Source organism: Brachybacterium sp. NBEC-018 (assembly GCF_024860185.1).
Lineage (GTDB): Bacteria > Actinomycetota > Actinomycetes > Actinomycetales > Dermabacteraceae > Brachybacterium > Brachybacterium rhamnosum.
On the sequence record NZ_CP100650.1, the window covers coordinates 1,136,319 to 1,157,531 of the forward strand.

The 21,213-nt window shown below is 74.3% G+C and carries 19 protein-coding genes and 1 tRNA gene; 7 read left to right on the top strand and 13 right to left on the bottom strand.

All coding sequences use genetic code 11. The features are described from left to right. Positions 1-25: 25 nt before the first annotated feature. On the bottom strand, positions 26-193 hold the full coding sequence (locus NLU66_RS05045) for a hypothetical protein (protein ID WP_259361852.1): 168 nt from the start codon (positions 191-193) through the stop codon (positions 26-28). 101 nt (positions 194-294) lie between these two features. On the opposite strand from NLU66_RS05045, the gene NLU66_RS05050 reads away from it, so the two are divergent. Next, a complete protein-coding gene (locus NLU66_RS05050) occupies positions 295-984 on the top strand; it encodes an HAD family hydrolase (RefSeq protein ID WP_259361853.1) in 690 nt (229 codons plus the stop codon). Positions 985-1,000: 16 nt separating this feature from the next. Here the strand turns inward: NLU66_RS05050 and NLU66_RS05055 are convergent, their stop codons facing one another. Both NLU66_RS05055 and NLU66_RS05060 read right to left on the bottom strand, forming a co-directional pair. Beyond that, complete coding sequence (locus NLU66_RS05055) at positions 1,001-1,453, bottom strand: diadenosine tetraphosphate hydrolase (RefSeq protein WP_259361854.1); 453 nt, start codon at positions 1,451-1,453, stop codon at positions 1,001-1,003. 230 nt (positions 1,454-1,683) lie between these two features. After that, complete coding sequence (locus NLU66_RS05060; protein WP_259361855.1) at positions 1,684-3,192, bottom strand: hypothetical protein; 1,509 nt, start codon at positions 3,190-3,192, stop codon at positions 1,684-1,686. A gap of 180 nt (positions 3,193-3,372) precedes the next feature. On the opposite strand from NLU66_RS05060, the gene NLU66_RS05065 reads away from it, so the two are divergent. The 3 genes from NLU66_RS05065 to NLU66_RS05075 are packed head-to-tail and all read left to right on the top strand — an operon-like array spanning position 3,373 to position 6,649. Next, complete coding sequence (locus NLU66_RS05065) at positions 3,373-4,542, top strand: Gfo/Idh/MocA family protein (protein ID WP_259361856.1); 1,170 nt, start codon at positions 3,373-3,375, stop codon at positions 4,540-4,542. Between the two features lie 5 nt (positions 4,543-4,547). Continuing rightward, positions 4,548-5,804 (top strand): dihydrodipicolinate synthase family protein, encoded by a 1,257-nt coding sequence (locus NLU66_RS05070; RefSeq protein WP_259361857.1) that lies wholly within the window; start codon positions 4,548-4,550, stop codon positions 5,802-5,804. Continuing rightward, a complete protein-coding gene (locus NLU66_RS05075) occupies positions 5,801-6,649 on the top strand; it encodes a sugar phosphate isomerase/epimerase family protein (RefSeq protein WP_259361858.1) in 849 nt (282 codons plus the stop codon). Before NLU66_RS05070 ends, NLU66_RS05075 begins: the two co-directional genes overlap by 4 nt. A gap of 1 nt (position 6,650) precedes the next feature. Here NLU66_RS05075 and NLU66_RS05080 read toward each other — a convergent pair whose 3' ends face one another. Then, complete coding sequence (locus NLU66_RS05080) at positions 6,651-7,391, bottom strand: siderophore-interacting protein (protein WP_259361859.1); 741 nt, start codon at positions 7,389-7,391, stop codon at positions 6,651-6,653. 149 nt (positions 7,392-7,540) lie between these two features. Between NLU66_RS05080 and NLU66_RS05085 the strand changes: the two genes are divergently transcribed. Together NLU66_RS05085 and NLU66_RS05090 are read left to right on the top strand one after the other, a co-directional pair. After that, complete coding sequence (locus NLU66_RS05085) at positions 7,541-9,796, top strand: glycoside hydrolase family 3 C-terminal domain-containing protein (RefSeq protein WP_259361860.1); 2,256 nt, start codon at positions 7,541-7,543, stop codon at positions 9,794-9,796. 41 nt (positions 9,797-9,837) lie between these two features. Beyond that, positions 9,838-10,818: a LacI family DNA-binding transcriptional regulator gene (locus tag NLU66_RS05090; RefSeq protein WP_259361861.1), complete on the top strand. Its 981-nt coding sequence runs from the start codon at positions 9,838-9,840 to the stop codon at positions 10,816-10,818. Positions 10,819-10,822: 4 nt separating this feature from the next. On the opposite strand, the gene NLU66_RS05095 is transcribed toward NLU66_RS05090, so the two are convergent. Then, a complete protein-coding gene (locus tag NLU66_RS05095) occupies positions 10,823-12,142 on the bottom strand; it encodes an ABC transporter substrate-binding protein (RefSeq protein WP_259361862.1) in 1,320 nt (439 codons plus the stop codon). A 190-nt stretch (positions 12,143-12,332) separates the two neighbouring features. Between NLU66_RS05095 and NLU66_RS05100 the strand changes: the two genes are divergently transcribed. Further along, positions 12,333-13,427: a substrate-binding domain-containing protein gene (locus NLU66_RS05100; RefSeq protein ID WP_259361863.1), complete on the top strand. Its 1,095-nt coding sequence runs from the start codon at positions 12,333-12,335 to the stop codon at positions 13,425-13,427. 3 nt (positions 13,428-13,430) lie between these two features. Here the strand turns inward: NLU66_RS05100 and NLU66_RS05105 are convergent, their stop codons facing one another. The 8 genes from NLU66_RS05105 to NLU66_RS05140 form a co-directional block, all read right to left on the bottom strand. Continuing rightward, a complete protein-coding gene (locus tag NLU66_RS05105; protein WP_259361864.1) occupies positions 13,431-14,501 on the bottom strand; it encodes a LacI family DNA-binding transcriptional regulator in 1,071 nt (356 codons plus the stop codon). Between the two features lie 64 nt (positions 14,502-14,565). Beyond that, on the bottom strand, positions 14,566-15,333 hold the full coding sequence (locus NLU66_RS05110) for a sugar phosphate isomerase/epimerase family protein (RefSeq protein ID WP_259361865.1): 768 nt from the start codon (positions 15,331-15,333) through the stop codon (positions 14,566-14,568). A 194-nt stretch (positions 15,334-15,527) separates the two neighbouring features. Next, positions 15,528-16,253, bottom strand: coding sequence for a CE1759 family FMN reductase (locus tag NLU66_RS05115; RefSeq protein WP_259361866.1), 726 nt, complete (start codon positions 16,251-16,253; stop codon positions 15,528-15,530). After that, complete coding sequence (locus tag NLU66_RS05120; RefSeq protein WP_259361867.1) at positions 16,250-17,416, bottom strand: LLM class flavin-dependent oxidoreductase; 1,167 nt, start codon at positions 17,414-17,416, stop codon at positions 16,250-16,252. The genes NLU66_RS05115 and NLU66_RS05120 overlap by 4 nt, the downstream gene beginning before the upstream one ends. Positions 17,417-17,624: 208 nt before the next feature. After that, positions 17,625-18,881: a hypothetical protein gene (locus NLU66_RS05125; RefSeq protein WP_259361868.1), complete on the bottom strand. Its 1,257-nt coding sequence runs from the start codon at positions 18,879-18,881 to the stop codon at positions 17,625-17,627. 369 nt (positions 18,882-19,250) lie between these two features. Beyond that, a tRNA-Ser gene (locus NLU66_RS05130) sits at positions 19,251-19,335 on the bottom strand. Between the two features lie 109 nt (positions 19,336-19,444). Beyond that, positions 19,445-20,002, bottom strand: coding sequence for a flavin reductase family protein (locus NLU66_RS05135; protein ID WP_259361869.1), 558 nt, complete (start codon positions 20,000-20,002; stop codon positions 19,445-19,447). A 162-nt stretch (positions 20,003-20,164) separates the two neighbouring features. Continuing rightward, entirely contained in the window at positions 20,165-21,166 is a 1,002-nt protein-coding gene (locus tag NLU66_RS05140; protein ID WP_259361870.1) for a LacI family DNA-binding transcriptional regulator, read from the bottom strand. Between the last annotated feature and the right edge of the window lie 47 nt (positions 21,167-21,213).

Genomic DNA, 21,213 nt, shown 5'->3' on the forward strand with positions numbered 1-21,213 from the left:
CGCAGAGTTGCTCAGCCCGGCGTGATCACCGCCAGGGCTCGATCTCCTCGGGCCGGTAGTACATCTGCTGCGCGGCCCCGAACCGCACGAGGTAGGTGCCGTCGTCCTCCCGGACGTAGACCACCACCCCGTACTGGTGCTGCAGGGGGCCGTCCTTGACCCGGACTCCGTCACCGATGCTGAAGCTCGTCATGGCCCCACCCTGGCGCACCGCGCCGGGGAGGGGGAGGGCCGATGGTCGGTGATGGAGGGTCGACGGTCGGGATACTGAGGTCCTGGGGAAGGAGTCACCTCATGATCGGAGCAGTGGTCCTCGACCTCGACGACACCGTGTTCGATCACCGGGCCTCCGCGCGTCGCGGAGTCTCCTGGCTGATCGAGGAGCTGCACGGGAAGGCCGACGAGCGCGTCCTTGAGGCGTGGGAGCGGTCGGCCGGAGAGCTCAGCGTGCTGCGACTAGCCGGAGAGCTCGATCGTCAGGGCTATCGACGAGAGCGAGTCCGCATCCTCCTGCGAGAGCTGGGCCGGTCGAGAGAGGCAGAGGTGGTTCCGGATGATCTGGCCGACCGTCTCTACGCGAGGTTCGTGGACCTTTACGAGAGCTCCTGGGTCGCCTTTGACGATGCAGTTCCTTTGCTGCGCGAGCTCGGGAACCGGCATGTTCCCGCGGCGATCCTGACCAACGGCCCCGAGGAGCGTCAGCAGCGCAAGGCCGATGTCCTCGGACTCCGCCCCTGGGTGACGGGGGTCTGGACGAGTGAACGGCTCGGTCTCAGGAAACCTGACCCCGACTGCTACCTGGCGGTGTGCGAGAGCCTCGGTGTCACGCCGGAGGGCGTGCTCCACATCGGCGATGATCTCGGGAACGATCTGATCGGGGCGCGGGACGCCGGGCTGCGCGCCCTCCACCTCGACAGGCGGAACGAAGAACCCGACGCGCCGTGGCGGATCAGCGGCCTGCGAGAGGTCCTCGGGCATCTGTGACCGACGGAGGGCCGGCTCACGTTCCGGCAGCGAGCGCCGTGATCGTGGACGTGAGCGCCGCGCGCAGCTGCGCGTGCTGAGGGCCGAGCGCCGTCGCGGGATCGCTCCAGTTCCGGCGGTCGTGGAGCCAGACGGGCCGGGTGACGACATCCGGCGGCTCCCAATCGAACCGCGGCCAGACATGGGCGTGCAGGAAGTCGTCGGTATTGCCGAGGATCTCCAGGTTCACCCGGCGGAATCCGGGGTCATGATCGGCGCAGACCGTCTCCACCGCTTCGCCGAGCACGGACATGCTGTCGAGGAACCGGACGCGCTCGGACCGTGGCAGGTCGGACAGGCGCCGAGTGCCGGGACGGTCGGTGAGAAGGACGCAGTACCCCGGGAGGAACTGCACGTCACCGATCACGGCGAACCCTCCCGGAAGGTGGGCCATCACGGTCGGGTTCGCCCCGGCGAGGGCACTGCCCACGCGGTCCTCCTGCCATCGCGTCCCGGCGGTTCCCAGAGTCCACCCGCCGCGACCGCGGGGGAGGAGATCAGGGCGCCCGACGGCCGTCGCGCAGTCGTCGAGGCTCAGCTCGAGCTCGAGCGCGACCTCGTGCAGAGCGCGGTTCCCGTCGGCGCCGGCGCCGATGCGTGCGGCGAAGGCGGCGCGGATGGCGTGGATGACCTCGTCGTCGTTCATGCGGCTCCGGCGGGCTACTGGTACGAGACGAACCAGGGGCGCGGCTCGACGTCGTAGGTCTGCTCGGGGGTGAACATCGGGGCGTCCTCGTCGTAGAAGTTCTTCCACGCCATGACGATCCCGGCGGGCAGGTCCTTCTGGAGGGCGCGCCAGGTCTTGAGCTTGTCGTCCGGCGCGCCGGCGCCGTCGGCGTGGACGATCATCGCGAGCTCGGGGTGCGTGGTGTCCAGGTCCTGGCGGTCGGTGATCATCGAGCGGGTGAACTGGTGGAGCACGAACGCCTTCTGGGGGAGGTCGTGGCGGGCGGTGAGCTCGGCCAGCCACTGCGCGGTCTCGTTGACCTCGGCGGCGCTCACCGAGCCGATCTGCTCGAGGTGCTTCTGGCCGGGCTCCAGCCGCCACTCCGCGTCGAGGGCGAGGCCCACGTGCGGCGCCGTGAGCAGCTCCTCGACGAGCCTCGCCTGGGAGGGGAAGGACTCGGTGCCGGGCTGCAGGTCGAGCACCACGTACACCCCGGCCTCGCCGGCGGCGTCGACCCATTCACGCAGGCCGTCGATGCCGAGCTCGCGCGAGTAGTCGCCGTCGGCCCCCGGCTGGGAGGAGGCGAGCGTCGCGATGATCTCGAAGGCGGGGACGACGACCTCGTCGGTGAGCGCCTGGTACTGCGCGGTGAGCTCCTGGACCCGGGTGATGCTCGCCTGGACGTCCTGCTCGCCGAGGATCCCCAGCGACGGGACGCCGGGGGTGCCGTAGGCGGCGACCATGCGGCGGCCGGGGAAGACGGTCTGCCCGCCGCCGGGCAGCTCGGGCACGGTGAGCACGCGCTGCAGCCGGGCCTCCCAGGCGTCGGCCGCGCCGAAGCCCGGCCCGAGGGCGAGCAGCCCGGTGGACGGGTCCTCGCCCGCGGCCTCCTTCACGGCGGCGACGCTCTGCGCGCTGCGGCCGGGGTCCCCGCCAGGAGTGCGGAGCGTCCGGGCGCCGGCGGCGCGGGCGAGCGCGCCCGCGGCGGAGGCGAGGGCGGGGGACCGCTCGGGGTCCACGAGCACGGTGAGCTCCTCGAGCGGCTGCTCGAGCCGCGGGGTGGGGAGGTCCTCGAGGGGGTGCTCGGTGGCGAGGTCGATCTCGTGGAGGGTGCGGCCCTCGGCGAGGGAGCCGGTGTCCAGGCCGGCGGGCGCGCCGATCGTGCCGGCGCCGAGCCGGTCCAGTTCGGCCGCGACGGTGTCGCCCGTGCCGATCAGCAGCGGGATCCCGGCGGGGCCGGTGAGCGCGGCGAGGGCGGGGGCGGTGGCCTCGTCGGCGAGGACGACGACGTCCGCCGCCTCGAGCAGCGCGGCGGAGAGCGCGAGGGTCCCGGCGGAGGCGTCCTCCGCGGGCAGGACGGTCGAGGCGGGGACGTCGCCGACCGTGCGGACGGTCCCGTCCCCGCGCAGCAGCGAGCAGGCGCCGAGCCCGGCGGTGGTCATGCCGGCGCCGGCCGCGAGAGCGGCGCCGCGCAGCAGGGAGCGGCGGGAGGGGCGGGGCATGGCCTCCACCCTAGGGGAGGCGGCGTCCGGGCGGTCGTCCGGGACGCATCGAGGATCCCTGCTTGAAAGATGCGCCGTCCGCGTGCTCTACTGAGACCGATGGAAAGCGGTTACCGACAATGGGGCCGACCGCGACCGCACACACGCACCACGCACCACGCACTCGGAGGAGAGTCACCGATGGCCACTCGACGCATCGGCATCATCGTCAACGGGGCCACCGGCCGCATGGGCTACCGCCAGCACCTCGTCCGCTCCCTCCTCGCGATCCGCGAGCAGGGCGGCGTCGAGCTCGCGGGCGGCGACCGCCTGCTGCCCGAGCTCCTGCTCGTGGGCCGCAACGAGGAGAAGCTCGCGGAGATCGCCGAGCGCCACGGCCTGCAGAACTGGACCACCGACCTCGACGCCGCCCTCGCGGACGACGACTACGAGGTCTACTTCGACGCCCTCGTGACCAGCAGGCGCCTGGACAACCTCAAGCAGGCCATCGCCGCGGGCAAGGCGATCTACACCGAGAAGCCCACCGCGGAGACCTTCGAGGACGCCCTCGAGCTGGCCCGCCTCGCGAAGGCCGCCGGCGCCGTCTCCGGCGTGGTCCACGACAAGCTCTACCTGCCCGGCCTGCTCAAGCTGCGCCGCCTGATCGACTCCGGCTTCTTCGGCCGGATCCTCTCGGTGCGCGGCGAGTTCGGCTACTGGGTCTACGAGGGGGACTGGCAGCCCGCCCAGCGCCCCTCCTGGAACTACCGCGCGGAGGACGGCGGCGGCATCGTCGCGGACATGTTCCCCCACTGGAACTACGTCATCGAGGAGCTGTTCGGCCGCATCGAGGACGTCTACGCCCAGACCGCCACCCACATCACCGAGCGCTGGGACGAGAACGGCGAGAAGTACACCGCGACGGCCGACGACGCCGCCTACGGCGTGTTCCGCCTCGAGGGCGGGACCGTCGTCCAGATGAACTCGAGCTGGGACGTGCGCGTGCACCGCGACGAGCTCGTCGAGTTCCAGATCGACGGCACCGACGGCTCCGCCGTGGTGGGCCTGCACGGGGCATGGATCCAGCCCCGCGAGGCGACCCCGAAGCCCGTGTGGAACCCTGACGTCAAGGACGGGCACGACTACCGCGCCGACTGGATCGAGGTCCCGGACAACCAGGGCCCCGCCGGCTTCGACAACGGCTTCAAGGTCCAGTGGGAGGACTTCCTGCGCCACGTCGGCGAGGGCCGCGGGGCGGAGTACCCCTACGACCTGCTCGCCGGCGCGCGCGGCGTGCGCCTCGCGGAGACGGGCCTCGCGAGCGCGGCCGAGGGTCGCCGGATCGCCCTCGACCCGCTCACGGAGGCGTGATCGGCATGGACCTCCACCTCCTGGACGAGGACGGCTCGCTGCGCACCGTCGAGCTCGGCGCCGCGGCGGCCTTCGCCCCGCCGAGCGGCCCGCTTCGCTCGCGCACCGTCTACGCCGCCGTGCACGTCATCCCCCGCCCCGCCTCGGACACCGCCCCCGGCGCCCCCGCGGACCTCGACTGGGAGGCGACCCTCGCCTTCCGTCGCAGCATGTGGCGGCGCGGCCTCGGCGTCGCCGACGCCATGGACACCGCGCAGCGGGGCATGGGCCTGGACCCCGCGGCGACCCGCGAGCTCATCACCCGCACCGCGGGCGCCGCCCGCGAGGCCCTCGCCGATCCCGCGATCGCCCCGCTGTTCCCGGCGGGGGCCGAGGTGCGCGACCTCGTCGTCGCCGGGGTCTCCACCGACCAGCGCCCCGAGGCGGAGCTGAGCCTCGACGCGATCGTCGACGCCTACCGCGAGCAGCTCGCGGCCACCGAGGCCACCGGCGCGGGCGCCGTGCTCATGGCCTCCCGGCACCTCGCCCGCGCGGCCCGCTCCGCCGCGGACTACGAGAGCGTCTACCGCCGGGTGCTCGACGCCGCGACCGCGCCCGTCGTCCTGCACTGGCTGGGCACGGCCTTCGACCCGCAGCTCGAGGGGTACTTCGGCAGCACCGACACCGCCGAGGCCTCCGCGACGCTGCTGCGGATCATCGGCGAGGACCCCTCGCGCGTGCGCGGCGTGAAGATGAGCCTGCTCGACGACGCCGCCGAGGTCGCCGTGCGCGAGCAGCTCCCGGAGGGGGTCCGCATGCTCACGGGCGACGACTTCCATTTCTCCCACCTCATCGTCGGCGAGGAGGGGGCCGACGGCGGCGCGCAGCAGGAGGGGACCTTCTCCCACGCCCTGCTCGGCGCCTTCGCGGCGACCGCCCCGGCGGCCTCCGCGGCCGTGCAGGCCCTGGACCGCGGGGACCGCGCCGAGGCCCGTCGCATCCTCGACGACGCAGAGCGGCTCGCCCGGCACGTGTTCTCCGCGCCCACCTTCCACTACAAGACCGGCGTCGCCTTCCTGTCCTGGCTGAACGGCCATCAGCGGGCGTTCTCGATGGTCGGCGGCATGCACGCCGCCCGCAGCCTGCCCCACCTCTCCCGCACGGTCGAGCTGGCCGCGGCGACCGGCAACCTCGAGGACCCGCCGCTCGCGGCGGCGCGCTGGCATGCGCTGCTGTCTCTGCACGGGTTCGCGGTCCCCGCCGACGACGGAGCCGCGCGATGAGCGCCCCCGTCGCCGTCCCGCGGCTCTCGATCAACCGCTGGACCTGCCGCACCACCCCGCTGCAGGACCTGCTCGAGGCGTGCGTCGCCGAGGGCATCGGCGGGGTCGGCCTGTGGCGCCAGGACGTCGCGGAGATCGGCCTGGACGCCCTGCGCCGGCGCGTGGACGACGCCGGTCTCGCGGTGACGAGCCTGTGCCGCGGCGGGTTCTTCACCGCCGCGGACGCGACCGACCGCGCCGCCGCGCTCGAGGACAACCGCCGCGCGATCGACGAGGCCGTGGGCCTCGGCACCGACGTGCTCGTGCTCGTCGTCGGCGGGCTCACCCGGGAGGACAAGGACCTCGTCGCGGCCCGCGAGCGCGTCGTCGAGAACATCGCCGCGCTCGCCCCGCATGCGGAGCAGGCCGGCGTGAGGCTCGCGATCGAGCCCATGCACCCGATCTTCGCGGCCGATCGCGGGGTCGTCTCGACCACCGCGCAGGCGCTCGACATCGCCGAGGCGGTGGGATCGGACGCCGTCGGCGCGATCGTGGACACCTACCACGTGTGGTGGGACCCGCAGCTCGCCGAGTCCGTGGCGCGCGCGGGGGAGAGCGGGCGGCTGATGGGCTACCAGGTGTGCGACTGGAACCTGCCGCTCGCCGCGGAGACCCTGCACTCCCGCGGCTACATGGGCGACGGCTTCGTCGACTTCCCCGCCGTGACCCGGCTCGTCGCCGGCGCGGGCTACACCGGCCCGATCGAGGTGGAGATCTTCAACGAGGACGTCTGGGCGACCCCGGTGGACGACGCCGTGCGGATCGTGCGCGAGCGCTTCGAGCAGCTGGTGCTGCCCTCCGCCTGACTCAGCCGCGCTTCCAATAGGCGAGCGCGTGGACCTGCTCCCTGGGCAGGCCCACGCGTCGCCGCAGGCCGGAGGAGAGCGCCCGCGTGGGCGCCCCCTCGAGGGCCACGAAGGCGACGGTCCCCGCGGGGGCGGTGCCCGCCGCGGTGAGCGCCTCCTCGACGATCGCCCCGCCCGGGGCGAGGCGGTGCACGGTGAGCCCCTCGCGCTCGGGCAGCGCCATCCAATCCTGCCCGCCGGCGTCCTCGAGGAGCACGGTCGCCGGGATCCCCGGACGGCGCCGCAGGGTGTCCGCGATCGCGGGGAAGGAGGCGCCGTCGCCCACGAGCAGCAGGTGGGCGGGGGAGCCGGCGACGGGGTCGCGGCCGTTGAGCACGGTCGCCTCGATCCGGTCCCCGGGGCGGGAGCCGCGCGCCCAGTCCGAGGCGGTGCCCTCGTGGAGGAAGAACTCGAGCCAGGCGGTGCCGGCCTCGGCGTCGGGGGAGACGAGCGTGTACGCCCGCTGGTGGCCCTTGCCCGAGGGCGCCGTGAACCACAGGCGCAGCCAGTAGGTGGGGTAGACGTCGTCCCGCGCGAGCAGGCCGTCGAGGTCCACGCGCAGGCGCACGAGGTCCTCCGCCGGGTCCTCCCGCTCGAGGACCGTGAGGCTCAGGTCCTTCCCGCCCCAGACGCGGACGATCGCGCCGTTGATGCCGCGCTTGGGGGCGCTCGTGCGCGGGTCCGGATGAGGTTCGGCGACCACGGGAAGGCCTTCCTGTCGATATTCGGTGAGGGTGACCTTACCCGGGTGGGGCGGCGGCGGCCAGGCCGCGCCGAGGGACGTCCTCCCACGACCCGGCTGACACGAGTAACCTGCCCGGAGCAGGCACGGATCTCGCAGAGGAGCACGACATGGGCCAGGACGGCACGAGCACGACGGTCGACGCGGCGGAGGTCGCCGCACTGCCCGCGGCGGAGAAGGTCGCGCTCACCGGCGGCCAGGACTTCTGGTACACCCACGGCGCCCCCGGCCTGGGCCTCGAGCCGATCATGACGAGCGACGGCCCGCACGGACTGCGCACCCAGAAGGCGGAGGCGGACCACCTGGGCCTGAACGACTCCGTGCCCGCCACGTGCTTCCCGCCCGCCGTCGGCCTCGCCGCCACCTGGAGCCGCGAGACCGCCGCCGCCGTCGCCGCGGCGATCGCCGAGGAGGCCCTCGCCGAGGGCGTCTCCGTCGTCCTCGGCCCCGGCATGAACATCAAGCGCTCGCCCCTGTGCGGCCGCAACTTCGAGTACTTCTCCGAGGACCCCCACCTCGCGGGCGAGCTCGCCGTCGCCTACGTCGACGGCATGCAGGACCGCGGCGTCGGCACCTCCGTGAAGCACTTCGCGCTGAACAACCAGGAGACGGACCGCATGCGCGTGGACGTCTCCGTGGACGAGCGCACCCTGCACGAGATCTACCTGCGCGCCTTCCGCTCCGTCGTCACCCGCGCGCAGCCCTGGACGATCATGTGCTCCTACAACTCGGTGCTGGGCACCCTCGTCTCCCAGAACCGCTTCCTGCTCACCGAGGTGCTCCGCGAGCAGTGGGGCTTCGAGGGCGCCGTCGTCTCCGACTGGGGCGCCGTCGTGGACCGTCCCGCCGCTGTCGCCGCCGGGCTGGACCTGCAGATGCCTGCGGATCCGGGCGCCGAGCAGGCCCTCGCCGCCGCCCTCGAGGAGGGCACGGTCGACGAGGCCGCCGTGGATCGCGCCGCCGGCAAGGTCGCCCGGCTCCTGCGCCAGGGCGCCGCGCACCGCGACCCCGCCGCGACCTACGACGCGGACGCCCACCACGAGGTGGCCCTCGAGGCCGCCCGCCGCGCGATCGTGCTGCTGCGCAACGAGGGTGGCCTGCTGCCCCTCGAGGGCGACGCCGCCGCGGGCCTCGCCGTCATCGGTGACTTCGCGCAGACCCCGCGTTACCAGGGCGCCGGGTCCTCCCACGTCAACGCCACCCGCGTGACCCCCGCCCTCGAGGCGTTGCGCGCGGAGCTCGGCGAGGTGCCCTTCGCCCGCGGCTTCTCCGCCGGGGCCGACGAGGCCGCGGATCCCGACGCCCTGCGCGCCGAGGCCGTCGAGCTCGCCCGCACCGCCGGCACCGTCGTCCTCTTCCTGGGCCTCGGCGAGGACGTCGAGTCCGAGGGCTTCGACCGCACCGACATGGAGCTGCCCGCGGAGCAGGAGCGCCTGCTCGAGGAGGTCCTCGAGGCGAACCCGCGCACCGCCGTCGTCCTCACCCACGGCTCCGCGATCCGCCTCTCCGAGACGCTCCGCTCGGCGCCCGCGATCCTCGAGGGCTGGCTGCTGGGCCAGGCCGGCGGCGAGGCCACCGCGCAGGTCCTGCTGGGCCGCACGAACCCCTCGGGCCGCCTCGCCGAGACCATCCCGCTGCGCCTCGCGGACGTCCCCTCCACCCCGTACTTCCCGGGCGAGCACGGCCGCGTCACCTACGGCGAGGGCCTCTTCGTGGGCTACCGCGGCTTCGACCAGCGCGGCACCGAGGTCGCCTTCCCCTTCGGTCACGGCCTGAGCTACACGACCTTCTCCCACGAGGGCCTCGAGGTCACCGAGCAGGATGGAGGCCTCGTGGTCACCGTGCAGGTCACCAACACCGGCGAGCGGGAGGGCCGCGAGGTCGTGCAGGCCTACGTCGCCGTCCCCGGCAGCGCCATCTCCCGCGCGCCGCGCGAGCTCAAGGGCTTCGCCGACGTCACCCTCGCGCCCGGCGCCTCCGCCGCCGTGCGCATCGACATCCCCGAGACCGAGCTGCAGTACTGGGACGTGCGCTCCGGGCAGTGGGCCGTCGAGGCCTGCACCTACCGCGTCGAGGTGGGCGCCTCGAGCCGGGACCTGCCCCTCTCCGCCGAGGTCGCGCTCGAGGGGACCGAGCCGCGGATCCCCGCGACCTTCTCCACCACCCCGCTCGAGCTCGCCGCGATCCCCGGCGGCACCGAGGCCCTCCAGGAGCTCGTGGGCGACAGCCCGCTCTTCCAGGACCCGGAGATGGTGAAGATGTTCGAGCAGATCCCGGTGGGCCGCCTCACCGGCTTCGCGGGGCTCGCCCCGGAGCAGATCCAGGAGTTCCTGGACCGCGTCAACGCGGGCGACGGCCGGTCGTGACCGACGGGCAGGGGCCGGGTGCCCCGGAGCGCGACCGGCGCGTGACCAGCACGGACGTCGCCCAGCACGCCGGGGTCTCGCGCGCGACGGTGAGCTACGTGCTCAACGACCGGCCCGACCGGCCCCTGCCCGAGGCCACGCGCCGCAAGGTGCTCGACGCCGCCCGGGAGCTCGGCTACGTGCCGAACCAGAGCGCCCGGGCCCTGCGCGGCAAGCTCCCGCCCGTGATCCTCGCGCTGTCCCCCGCGCTGCCGCACGGGCGGAACCTCGCCGTCCTGACGGACACGCTGACCGCCCTCGCCCGCGAGCACGGCTACTCGCTGGTGTCGCTGCGCGCGGGGGACGCGGGCGCGCTCGAGGCGGCGCTCCAGCACCTCCAGCCGCAGCTCGTGCTCGCCCTCGCCGTGCTCACCGCCCCCGAGCGGACCGTCCTCGACGCGGCCCGCACCCCCACCGCGCCGGCCCCGGGCTCCTACCCCGGGGGCGAGGACGGTGACCCCGTCGCGCACCTCCAGGTGCGGCACCTCCGCGCGGCCGGGCACGAGCACCTCGCCTACCTCGGCGCGGAGGACCCGGAGCTCGCCGAGCTCGACGCGCAGCGCCGCACCGGGATCGAGCGCGCGTGCGCGGCGGCGGCCCTGCCCGCGCCCCGCAGCGCACGGATCGCCGCCGCGGCGCCGCTCCCGGAGCTGCGCGCCCTGCTGCGCGAGTGGCGCGCCGCGGAGCCGCCTGTCACGGCCGTGGCCTGCTACAACGACCTCTGGGCCGCCGCGCTGCTGCACGCCGCCCGGGAGGAGGATGTGGCCGTGCCCGGGGAGCTCGCGGTGATCGGGATCGACGACGAGCCGATGGCCGCGCACCTCGACCCGCCGCTCACGACGATCGACCACGACCCCGCCGGCCTCGCCCGTGCGGTGTTCGCCGAGGGGCTCGCGGTGATCGACCCGGCTGCGCTGCGGGGGAGCGCCGTGCTCGACGGCGCCGCCCCGCGCTTCCGGGTCGTCGAGCGCGGGAGCGTCTGAGGACTCACGCGATCGCGGAGCGCAGCTCCTCGACCAGCTGGGAGGCGGCCGACGCGGCGTCGGCATCCCCGGATACGACGCCCTCGCCGACCCGCTGCAGCAGCGACTCGAGCACGGAGCCGCCCTGCGGGGCGAGCTCGGGATCCGGCCCGACCTCACCGGAGACCGCCTCGACGAACTCCACGGTCGCGAGCTCGACCCCCTCGAGCCCGGCCTTGACCGCCTCGCGCACCTCCGTGTTCGGCGGCACCCCGCGCTCGACGCCCAGCAGCGAGGCGACCTCGGTATCGTTCAGCAGCACGTCGAGGAAGGCCGCCGCCTGATCCGGCGCGGCGCTCGTGGCGGCGATCGACCAGAACAGGCCCGGCTTCAGCCAGGAGCGGGAGTCGCCCGCGGAGCCGGGGGCCGAGGGCAGGCGCAGCAGCGCGAGCTCCTCGCCGAGCGCGGCGCTCACGGCGACGGCCTGGTTGGACCAGGCGACGCTGAGCCCCTGCCGGCCGGTCGCCATGAGCGACTGCTCGAGCGGGGAGGCCGCGTCCTCGAGGGCCGCGGGGCCCGGCGCGAAGCCCGAGGAGGAGAGCAGGCGCTCGCCGAACGCGAAGAAGTCGCGTGCGGCCGCTTCGTCGAAGCCGAGGTCGCCGTCCCGCCAGATCGCGGCATCGTGCTGGCGCAGCCAGAGCCGCAGCACGACGGGGTTGGTGACGAGCTGCGTGCCCCCGTAGGTGCCCTCGGGGCTGCCCGCGGTGATCGCCTCGGCGACCTCGACGAACTCGTCCCAGGTCCAGGTCGTGTCATCCGGCAGGTCCACGCCCGCCGCCTCGAACAGCGACCTGTTCGCGAGCATCACGGGGGCGTTCGAGCCGCCGCGGATCCCCACCTGCCCGGCGTCGCCCACCACGCCGGCGGCCGCGAGCCCCTCGCTGAAGCCCGAGGTGTCCAGCGAGGTCGTCGAGAGGTCCAGCAGGGCGCCCCGCTCGGCGTACTCGGCGAGATAGGCCTCCTCCATCTGGATGATGTCGGGGGCGTTGCGGGCCGCGGTCTGCGTGGCGAGCTTGTCCCAGTACGCGGAGAACTCCGCGGGCTCCGCGGTGATCGCGACCTCGGGGACGCGCGCCGCGTAGGCGTCGATGACCTTCGTGGTGAGCGCGGTGCGGGTCTCGCTGCCCCACCAGGTCATGCGCAGGGCGGCGCCGCCGTCGGACGCGGCGGAGGTGCCCGAGCGGCTGTTCGGGCCGCAGCCGGCGAGCCCGGCGGCGATCGGGGCGGTGAGGGCGAGGGCGCCGAGGGCGAGCGCGGAGCGGCGGCGCGGGGCGTGCAGGGACATCGGGGATCTCCTTCATGGCGACGGTGACAGGGGAGAGCGGGCGGGCGGCGGGTGCGGGACCGGCCGCGGGACCAGGATCGGGAGCCGTCGGCTCCGGGGACCGGAAACGATCAGGAACGAACATTCGCGGACCTCGACGAGCACGACCGCCTACGCTGGCCGGCGGAACGGTTCGAGAGCAGGGAGGCCCGTGGACCCCGCACCGTCGCGCCCCGTCGCCCGCGCCCGGCACGCCCGCATCCTGCGCGAGCTCGAGCTGCGGGGGAGCGTGCGCGCCTCCGAGGTCGCCGCCCGGCTCGGCGTCGCCGAGATCACGATCCGGCGGGACATCACGACCCTCGCGGAGGGCGGGCACCTGGTGCGGGTGCACGGCGGGGCCGTGCCCGTCCTCGGCGCCGCGCGGCCCGTGCCCGCCCGGATCCCCGTGGGGGTCGTGCTCCCCGGCACCGGCTCGCACTTCCCGGGCATCGCCCGCGGCGTGGACGCGGCCGCCGCGGGTCAGCATGTGCGGGCCGTCCTCGCGACGACCGGCTACCGGGCGGACGTCGAGCGGCGGCAGGTGCGGCGGCTCGTGGACCTCGGCGTGGAGGGCCTCATCATCGCCCCCACGCTGCGCGATCGCTCCGCGGCGGATCTCACCGCCATGCTCGCCGAGGTGCCGGTCCCGGTGGTCATCGTGGAGCGCCGCCTGGAGGGATCGGCCGCGCTCGCCGGCCGCGACTGGGTGGGCACGGACCACGGGCGCGGCGCCCTGCTGGCCCTCGAGCACCTCGCCGGCGCCGGGCACCACGCGGTGGGCCTCGCCTGGCTCGAGCGGACCCCGACGGCCGGCGCCCTGCGCGAGGGCTACGGGCGGGCCGTCGCGCACCTCGGCCTGCGCCCGGCGCCCACCCGCCCCCTGCCCAAGGACGACGACGGCGCGGAGGACCCCGCCGTGCGCGCCCTCGAGTCCTTCCTCGACGACTGCCTCGACCAGGGCGTCGGCGCGGCGCTCGTGCACACGGACTTCCACGCCTCGCGACTCGTCGAGATCGCCCTGGACCGCGGCCTGCGGGTCCCCGAGGACCTCGCCGTCGTCGCCTACGACGACGAGTTCGCGGATCTCTGCATCGTCCCGCTCACGGCGGTGTCGCCCCCGGGACGGGAGATCGGGGCCCTCGCGCTGCGCACGATCCTCGACCGCCTGCGCGCCGAGGACGGCGAGCCCGGGACCCCGCGCCACGTGCAGGTGCTCCCGCACCTCGAGGTGCGGCGGTCGACGCCGGCGGGGGAGCCGTCGCCCTGAGCCTCAGGAGGCGGCGGTGAGCTGCGTGGACTCGCGCAGCAGCACCTCGCCGCTCACGTGGACCTCCGCCGCGGCGGGGGCCTCCTGCCCCGCGTCGCCCCGTCCGAGGACCCAGTCCACGGCCGTGCGGGCCATGTCGTCCAGCGGCAGCGCGATCGTCGAGAGGGTGGGGGCGACGTCGGCCGCGTCGGGCACGCCGCCGAACCCGGCGACGGCGACCTGGCCGGGGACGTCGAGCCCGCGGCGGCGCAGCTCGCCGAGCGCGCCGAGGGCCATGACGTCCGCCGGGGCGAAGAGGCACAGCGGCAGCGGGTCCGACGGGACCGACGACGATGACGGAGCCGCGGCGAGATGGTCGGCGACCCGGGCGGCGGCGTCGTGGCCACCGCTGCGGGTGAGCTCGGCACGCAGGGTGAGCTCCGGCTCGATGCCCGCGCGGGTCAGGCCGCGCACGAAGCCGCCGGTGCGGTCCCCGGCGGAGGGGATCCCCGCGATGCCCTCGACGACCGCGAAGCGACGGTGGCCCTCGACGACGAGCGAGGTCGCGAGCTCCTCCGCGGCCTCCGCGTTGTCCGGGACGATCGTGCGGCCCACGCCGAGGGACTGGCCGAGGCCCACGACGGTGCCGCCGTTGCGGCTGAAGCCCTCGAGCAGGGTCGAGATCGCGGCGTCCGCGTCGCCGCCGTAGCGGTGCGAGCCCACGAGCACGAGGGCGTCGACCTGCTGGGCGATGAGCGAGCGCAGCGCCCGCACCTCGGTCTCGTGGTCGCGGTCGGTCTGCGTGAGCAGCACCTGCGAGTCCGAGGCGAAGATCTGCTGCTGCACGGCGCGTGCGATCGCGGCGAAGTAGGGGTCCGCGATGTCGTGGACGACGAGGCCGATGAGCCCCGAGCGGGAGCGGGCGAGGGCCTGCGCCTGGGCGTTCGGCACGTAGCCGAGCTTCGCGGCGGAGGCCTTCACCTTCTCGGCGACGTCCTTGCCGGGCACCCGGGAGGAGCCGTTGAGCACGCGGGAGGCGGTCGCGAGGGAGACGCCCGCATCCGCGGCGACGTCGCTGAGCCGGATCGCCGGCATGGGAGCTCCTCGGGGGTCGGGGACAGGCGCGGGTCGCGGGACGGCAACCGCTGTCCCGGGAGCCTCAGGATACGGCGAGCAGCTCGCGCAGGGTCCCCGCTTCGCGAGCCAGCAGCGCGGGATCGTCGCCGGGCACGAACTCGAGCAGCGCGTCGTGGTCCCCGCCGTGCGCGGCGAGCGTGGCGAAGGCCTCGCGCCACAGATCCGACCGCTCGGACAGCGCGAGCCGCTCCGAGCCCGGCCACCACGAGAACACGTGCACGGTGGAGACGCGGTCCAGCACCCGGCGCAGGGTGTCGATCGCCTCCGGGGCAGGCATGTCCTGGTGGGGCTGCCAGTAGGTGGTGAGCGCGGGATGGTCGACCTCCTCCAGCAGGCGCAGGGTCGAGCCGACCTCGTCGGTGAGCGTCCCGCCATGGAACTCGAGGCCCAGCTCGATGCCCTGCGCGGCGGCGAGCTCGCAGGCCCGGCGCAGGTTCCGCACCACGTCCTCGCGGGCGTCCGGGGCGGCATCGGCGGAGCCCGCGGTCCCGGCCCACACCCGCACCCGCGGGGCGCCGAGGGCGGCGGCGGAGGCGAGCACCGCGCGGGTCTCCTGCTCGACGGCCGCGGCGGGGCCCTCGCAGCGCAGGTAGGAGCCGTAGGAGGCGACGGCGAGGCCCGCCCCCTCCGTGAGCGCACGCACCTGCCCGGCGCGCTCCACGTCCCCGGGCGGGACGTGCACGTCACCGCCCCATTCGATCGCCTCGAGGCCCGCCGCGGCGGCGAGCTCGACGACGGCGGAGGGCTCGAGCGCGCGCAGCGTCACCGAGCACAGACCGGGGCGGATCACGGCGGCGCCGCTCAGACGCCGGGGCGGGGATCGCCGGCGGCGCTGCCCTGCTCGGCGGCCTCGGCCTCCGCGCGCATGATCAGCATGTACGTCATGGGGATCTCCTCCTGGAGCGGGCCCCGGGACGGCCCCGGGCGCGGGACCCCGCAGGTCCCGCGCCCAGCGTAGGCGGTGCGCCCGTCGCCGTCAGCGGATCAGCGACCCAGCAGCGACCCCATCGGCACGAAGTCCGCGAACTCGTCGTCCAGGCCCACCGCGACGGTGCGCGCGGGGACGGCGGGGCCCGCCGGGGTCCCGTCGGCGTCGGCCGCGTCACCGCCGTCGGCCCCGGAGGCCCCCGCGACGAGCAGCAGCAGCTCCCGGGCGGCGCGACGCACGCGCGCGGCGAGCGGCTGCTCGTCGCCCTGGCCCTCGGTGTCCGCACCGAAGTCCGCGGAGGCCGCGAACACGGCCGTCGGCGCGAGCTCTGCCTTGAGGTAGGCGAACATCGGGCGCAGGGCGTAGTCGATCGCGAGGGAGTGGCGGGCGGTGCCGGCGGTCGCGCCGAGCAGCACGGGCCGGCCGTTCCAGATCTCCTTGTCCACGGCGTCGACGAACATCTTGAACAGGCCCGACGGGCCGATGTTGAACACCGGGGTGACGGCGATGACGGCGTCCGCCCGGCGCACCGCGTCGATCACCTGGGACAGCCGCTCCCCGGGGAAGCGGGTGAGCATCAGATCGGTGATCTCGTGGGCGTGCTCGCGCAGCTCCACCACGACGGTGGAGACGGGGCGGCCGCCTGCCTCCGCGGTGACGGCGCGGGTGAGCTCGTCCGCGAGCATGCGGGTCGAGCTCGGCGTGGAGAGCCCGGCGGAGAGCACCACGAGCCGCAGCGGCTCGACGGTGGGATCAGAAGCGGTGCTGGTCGGGGTGGTCATCGACGTCCCTCCTTCGCGTCCTCGGCGCGCAGGCCGGTCCAGTTGTCGCCGGTCTCGAACCTGTACGTCGTGTCGAACGCGCCGCGCTCGGCCTCAGCCGCCGCGACGAGCGAGGCGTGGGTGGGGGCGTCGGGCACGGTCGCGGGGCGGCGGGCGTCGAGCTCCTTGCGCAGCACGGGCACCACCTCGGTGCCCAGCAGCTCGATCTGCTCGAGCACCGTCTTCCGCGGCAGGCCTGCGTGGTCGAGCAGGAACAGCTGGCGCTGGTAGTCGCCCACGTGGTCCGCCATGGTCAGGTAGCGCTCGATCACCTGCTCCGGGGAGCCGACGACGAGCGGGGTCTGCCGCGTGAAGTCCTCCATCGAGGGGCCGCCGCCGTAGACGGGGGCGTTGTCGAAGTAGGGGCGGAACTCGGTGATCGCGTCCTGCGAGTTCTTCCGCATGAAGGCCTGACCGCCGAGGCCCACGATCGCCTGGTCGGCGGTGCCGTGGCCGTAGTGCTCGAAGCGCTCGCGGTAGAGCTGGACCATCTGCTTCGTGTGGGTGATGGGCCAGAAGATGTTGTTGTGGAAGAAGCCGTCGCCGTAGTACGCGGCCTGCTCGGCGATCTGCGGGGAGCGGATCGAGCCGTGCCACACGAAGGGTGCGACGCCGTCGAGCGGGCGCGGGGTCGAGGTGAACTGCTGCAGCGGGGTGCGGAACTGGCCCTCCCAGTTCACGACGTCCTCGCGCCACAGGCGGTGCAGCAGCTCGTAGTTCTCGACGGCGAGCTCGATGCCCTTGCGGATGTCCTGGCCGAACCAGGGGTAGACGGGGCCGGTGTTGCCGCGGCCCATGACGAGATCCACGCGCCCGTCCGTGAGGTGCTGGAGCATCGCGTAGTCCTCGGCGATCTTCACCGGGTCGTTGGTGGTGATCAGCGTGGTCGCGGTGGAGAGGATGATCTCGCGGGTCTTCGCGCCGATGTACGCGAGCGTCGTGGTGGGGGAGGAGGTCACGAAGGGCGGGTTGTGGTGCTCGCCGAGGGCGAAGACGTCCAGGCCCACCTGCTCGGCGAGGGTCGCCTCCTCGACCATGAGCTCGAGCCGCTCGTGCTCGGTGGGGACGCGCCCGGTGGTGGGGTCCGGGGTGATGTCGGCGATGGTGAAGATTCCGAACTGCATGATGCGCTCCTGACGACTCGTCGTGTGCCGTCGGCGGGAGGGCCGTGCCGCGGTGCCGCGGGTCTGCGGTGCCGTGGGCGGCGCCCCTCCGACTGATAGTTCGAAATTAAACTACTTTGAGGGCGTGCGCAAGCCTCTGTGGCGCCGGTCGCCCGCAGGGGTGCCCCGGACCTCGCGGACGAGGCCGGGGCACCCCTGCGGATCGAGCTCAGGCGACCTCGTCGAGCGGGGCCTTCCAGGCGTTGCACGCGGCCAGGTCGCCGTCGGCCTCGAGGCCCTTCTTGATCCAGCGGGCGTGGGTCTCCGCGGTGACCGCGGGGCCGTCCTGCCAGGTCTTCGGGTCGGAGAGGATGCCGCGCACCGTCTCGCTGGGCTGCGCGGCGGTCGGGACGCGCATCGACATCAGGCTCGCCACGCAGATGTTCTGCGAGGCGTAGCGGCGCTTCGCCTCCGCCTGGCGGTCGGGATCGTCCTCGAGGCCCTGGGACATCTGGCTGTAGTAGATGCCGATCGTGCTGTCCCACCAGCCTGCGTTCACGTAGCTGTAGGAGAGGTCCCACAGGTAGGCGGTGGAGAGCTCCGCCTCGTCACCCACCGCGCCCGAGGCGCCCATCTCGTGGGCGATGCCGGAGCCGGAGGGCCAGTAGATCGTCCCGTCGATATTGCACACGCGCGGGGTCTCCGCGTCGAAGGAGTCCGGCTCGCACACGGCGCTCGAGGGGACGTCCGGGTGGTGGTAGACCACGAGCGAGCGGTTCGACCACGGGAGCTCGCGGTCCGAGCTCGCCGTGGACCACACCGAGCTCAGGCATCCGCCCGCGGCATCGAGCGTGGCCTGCAGCTGCTCGTCGGAGGGCTCCTTCGGCGTGCCCGGCAGCTCACAGCTGCCGATCGTGCTCACGGTGCCGGAGGCCATCGGGTTGTCCTCGAGGATCGACCAGATCTCGTCCGGGGTCTTGAGCGACTCGCCGTAGGGATCGGCCGGCTCGAAGACGGCGCCCTCGGACGAGCCGGAGACCGTGGGGGCCTCCGTCGTCGCCTCGGTGCTGGGCTCCTCCGTGGGACTCCCGGAGGTGGTCGGAGCGGCCGTGGGTTCGATGTCCCCGCCGCTGCGGTTCAGCAGCACGGTCGCGGTGATGATGCCGATCCCGAGGAGCAGCGCGAGCACGCAGCCGATCGCCACGAGGACCAGCGGCCACTTCTTGCGCGGCGGCGTGGGCGGCTGCGGCGCACCGTAGGCGGGGGAGCCGCCGTACGGGCCGCCCTGCGGCGCCCCGCCCGGGGAGGGCTGCCCCCATGCGGGGGACTGCTGCGGGGACGGCTGCTGCGGCGCCGGACCCCACCCGCCCTGCTGGCCGGGCTGCTGGGACCAGCCCTGCTGGCCCTGCGGGTTCTGGCCCCAGCCCTGCTGCGACGATCCGTCCTGAGAGGACGGCCCCTGGCCGCCCCAGCCCGACTGCGACATCCTTGCCCCCGTGATTCGTCGATTTCGGCGTTCGCGGAAGGATATCCGGGCCTGTCGCGCAGGTCACCGTCGCCGCGCAGATGGAGACCGGATGGTGACCCGGGGGCGTGTGCCTCCCCGCGGGCGATGGTCCGATTCCGTTCCCCCGCAGGCGCCGATCCGGAACGGAGTCGGACCATCGCCGCGCATGTGCGCAGGCGGGGCGGGGCCCAGCGCAGCACACCGGGGCCTGTCGATCGAGGGCGGAGGACGGGGTGTCGGCTCTCAGGACATCGTTCGCACCTGTCTCGAGTCATCGTTCGCACCGCGGCGGGGGCGGACATGCAGATCGCCCCGGATCCGCAATGCGGTTCCGGGGCGATCATTCGGCGGAGGATGGGGGATTTGAACCCCCGAGGGCTTGCACCCAACACGCGTTCCAGGCGTGCGCCATAGGCCGCTAGGCGAATCCTCCAGCGCTCGTAAGAGCAGGCAACAGCGTACCCGAAGGCCGGGTCGGGGGCGAACCGGGCGGGCGCAGGTCACATCCGCGCCGTCGTCGGCCCCCTCCGCACCGCCCCCACTCAGATCTCGTACTCGATCAGCTGGTGGTAGGCGCGGTTGCGGTACACGAGCGGCTCCGCGTCGAACACCTGTGCGCGATCCGCGGCGACGAGCACCAGGTGGCTGCCGCCCGCCGGGACGCGCTGCAGCACGTGCCCGCTGATCCAGCCGGAGGTGCCGCGCAGCACGGGCTCGCCGGTGGGCAGCTGCTGCCAGTCCGCCTGGGCGAAGCGGTCCACGCCGGAGGTCGCGAACACCGTGGAGACCTGGCGCTGGTCCGCCGCGAGCAGGTTGATCGTCACCGACTCCGCCCGGGAGACCGCGGGCCACGACGAGGACGTGTCGTTGATCGAGAAGGCGAGCACCGCCGGCTGCGCGGAGACCGAGATGACGGAGGTCGCGGTGAAGCCGACGGGCACGCCGTCGTCCAGCAGGGTGATGACGGCGACGCCCGCCGGGTGGCGGCGGAACAGGGCGCCGAAGCTCTCCCGGTCCAGGGCGCCGTCCAGCGGCGGCGCGGCCTCGGCGGGATGGGCGACGTCGTGGTCCGGCTCGGACGGGTGGGGCGCGGTGGTCATCGGTTCTCCTCGGGTGCTCCGTGGAATCGGGTGCCGTGCGGACACGAGATGCAGGGTCGACACGGGCCCGTCGACAGGGGCGTTCCGTCGACAGTAGGAGCGGTGCCGCGCCGCCGTCATGTTCGTGACGCCAGATGACCACATGCGTCCTGGGCCCCGCGCTCAGCCCGGCGCCGGCCCAGTCGACGCCCGCACGTGCAGCACGGGGTCCACGACGCTCGAGGTGTCGTGGCCGCGGCCCTCGAAGCGCTCGCGCAGCATCCGCGCGGCGAGCCGGCCCATCTCGCCGCGCGGCTGGTGCACGCTCGTGAGGTGCGGGCGCACGGTGAGCGCGACCGCGGAGCCGTCGTAGCCCACGACGCTCAGCTGCCCGGGGACCTCCACCCCGAGGTCCGCCGCGCGGTGCAGCACGGAGACCGCGGCCATGTCGTTCGCGGTGAACACCGCGGTGGGGGCGTCCGCGTCGCCGCGGCGCACGGAGCGCAGCAGCGTGGTGATGCCGTCCTCCGCACGGTCCGGGCCGATCACCGTCGCCGTGCCCCGCAGCCCGCGCCGCTCCGTCTCGGCGAGGAAGCCGGTGCGGCGGCCCGCCGGGCCCGGGCGCGAGGAGAGGGTCACGTGCGCGAGGCGGCGGTGCCCGAGCTCGACGAGGTGGCGCACCGCGAGCGCCGCACCGGCCTCGTCGTGCGTGCGCACCGCGTCCGTGCCGGGCACCGCGTCCTGCATCCGCCCGATCACCGTCACGGGGACCACCTGCACGGCCCTCTCGAGGGCCGACGGCCGCAGCCACGTCGTCACCGCGACGATGCCGTCCACGCCGAGGTCCAGCAGGCGCTGCAGCTGCGCCTCGAGGTGCTCGGGGTCCCGCCGCCCGTGCGCGATGACGACGCCGAGGCCCAGCGCATCGGCCTGCCCCTCGATGCCCGCGATGACGTCCGTGTGGTACGGGTTCCCGAGGTCCGTGGGGAGCACGCCGATCAGCCCGCTGCCCCGCCCGCGCCGGCGATAGCCCAGGTGCCGCGCGGCCTCGAGCACCCGCAGCCGCGTCCCGCGGGAGACGCCGGGGCGGTCGTTGAGCGCCATCGAGGCGGAGCCGGGGGAGACGCCCGCGGCCCGGGCGACCTGCGCGAGCGTGGGCCGGGAGGAGCGGGGGTCGAGGGTCATGCCCCGATCTCACACCCGCGGGAGCCCAGGTCAGAGCCCGGTCTGAA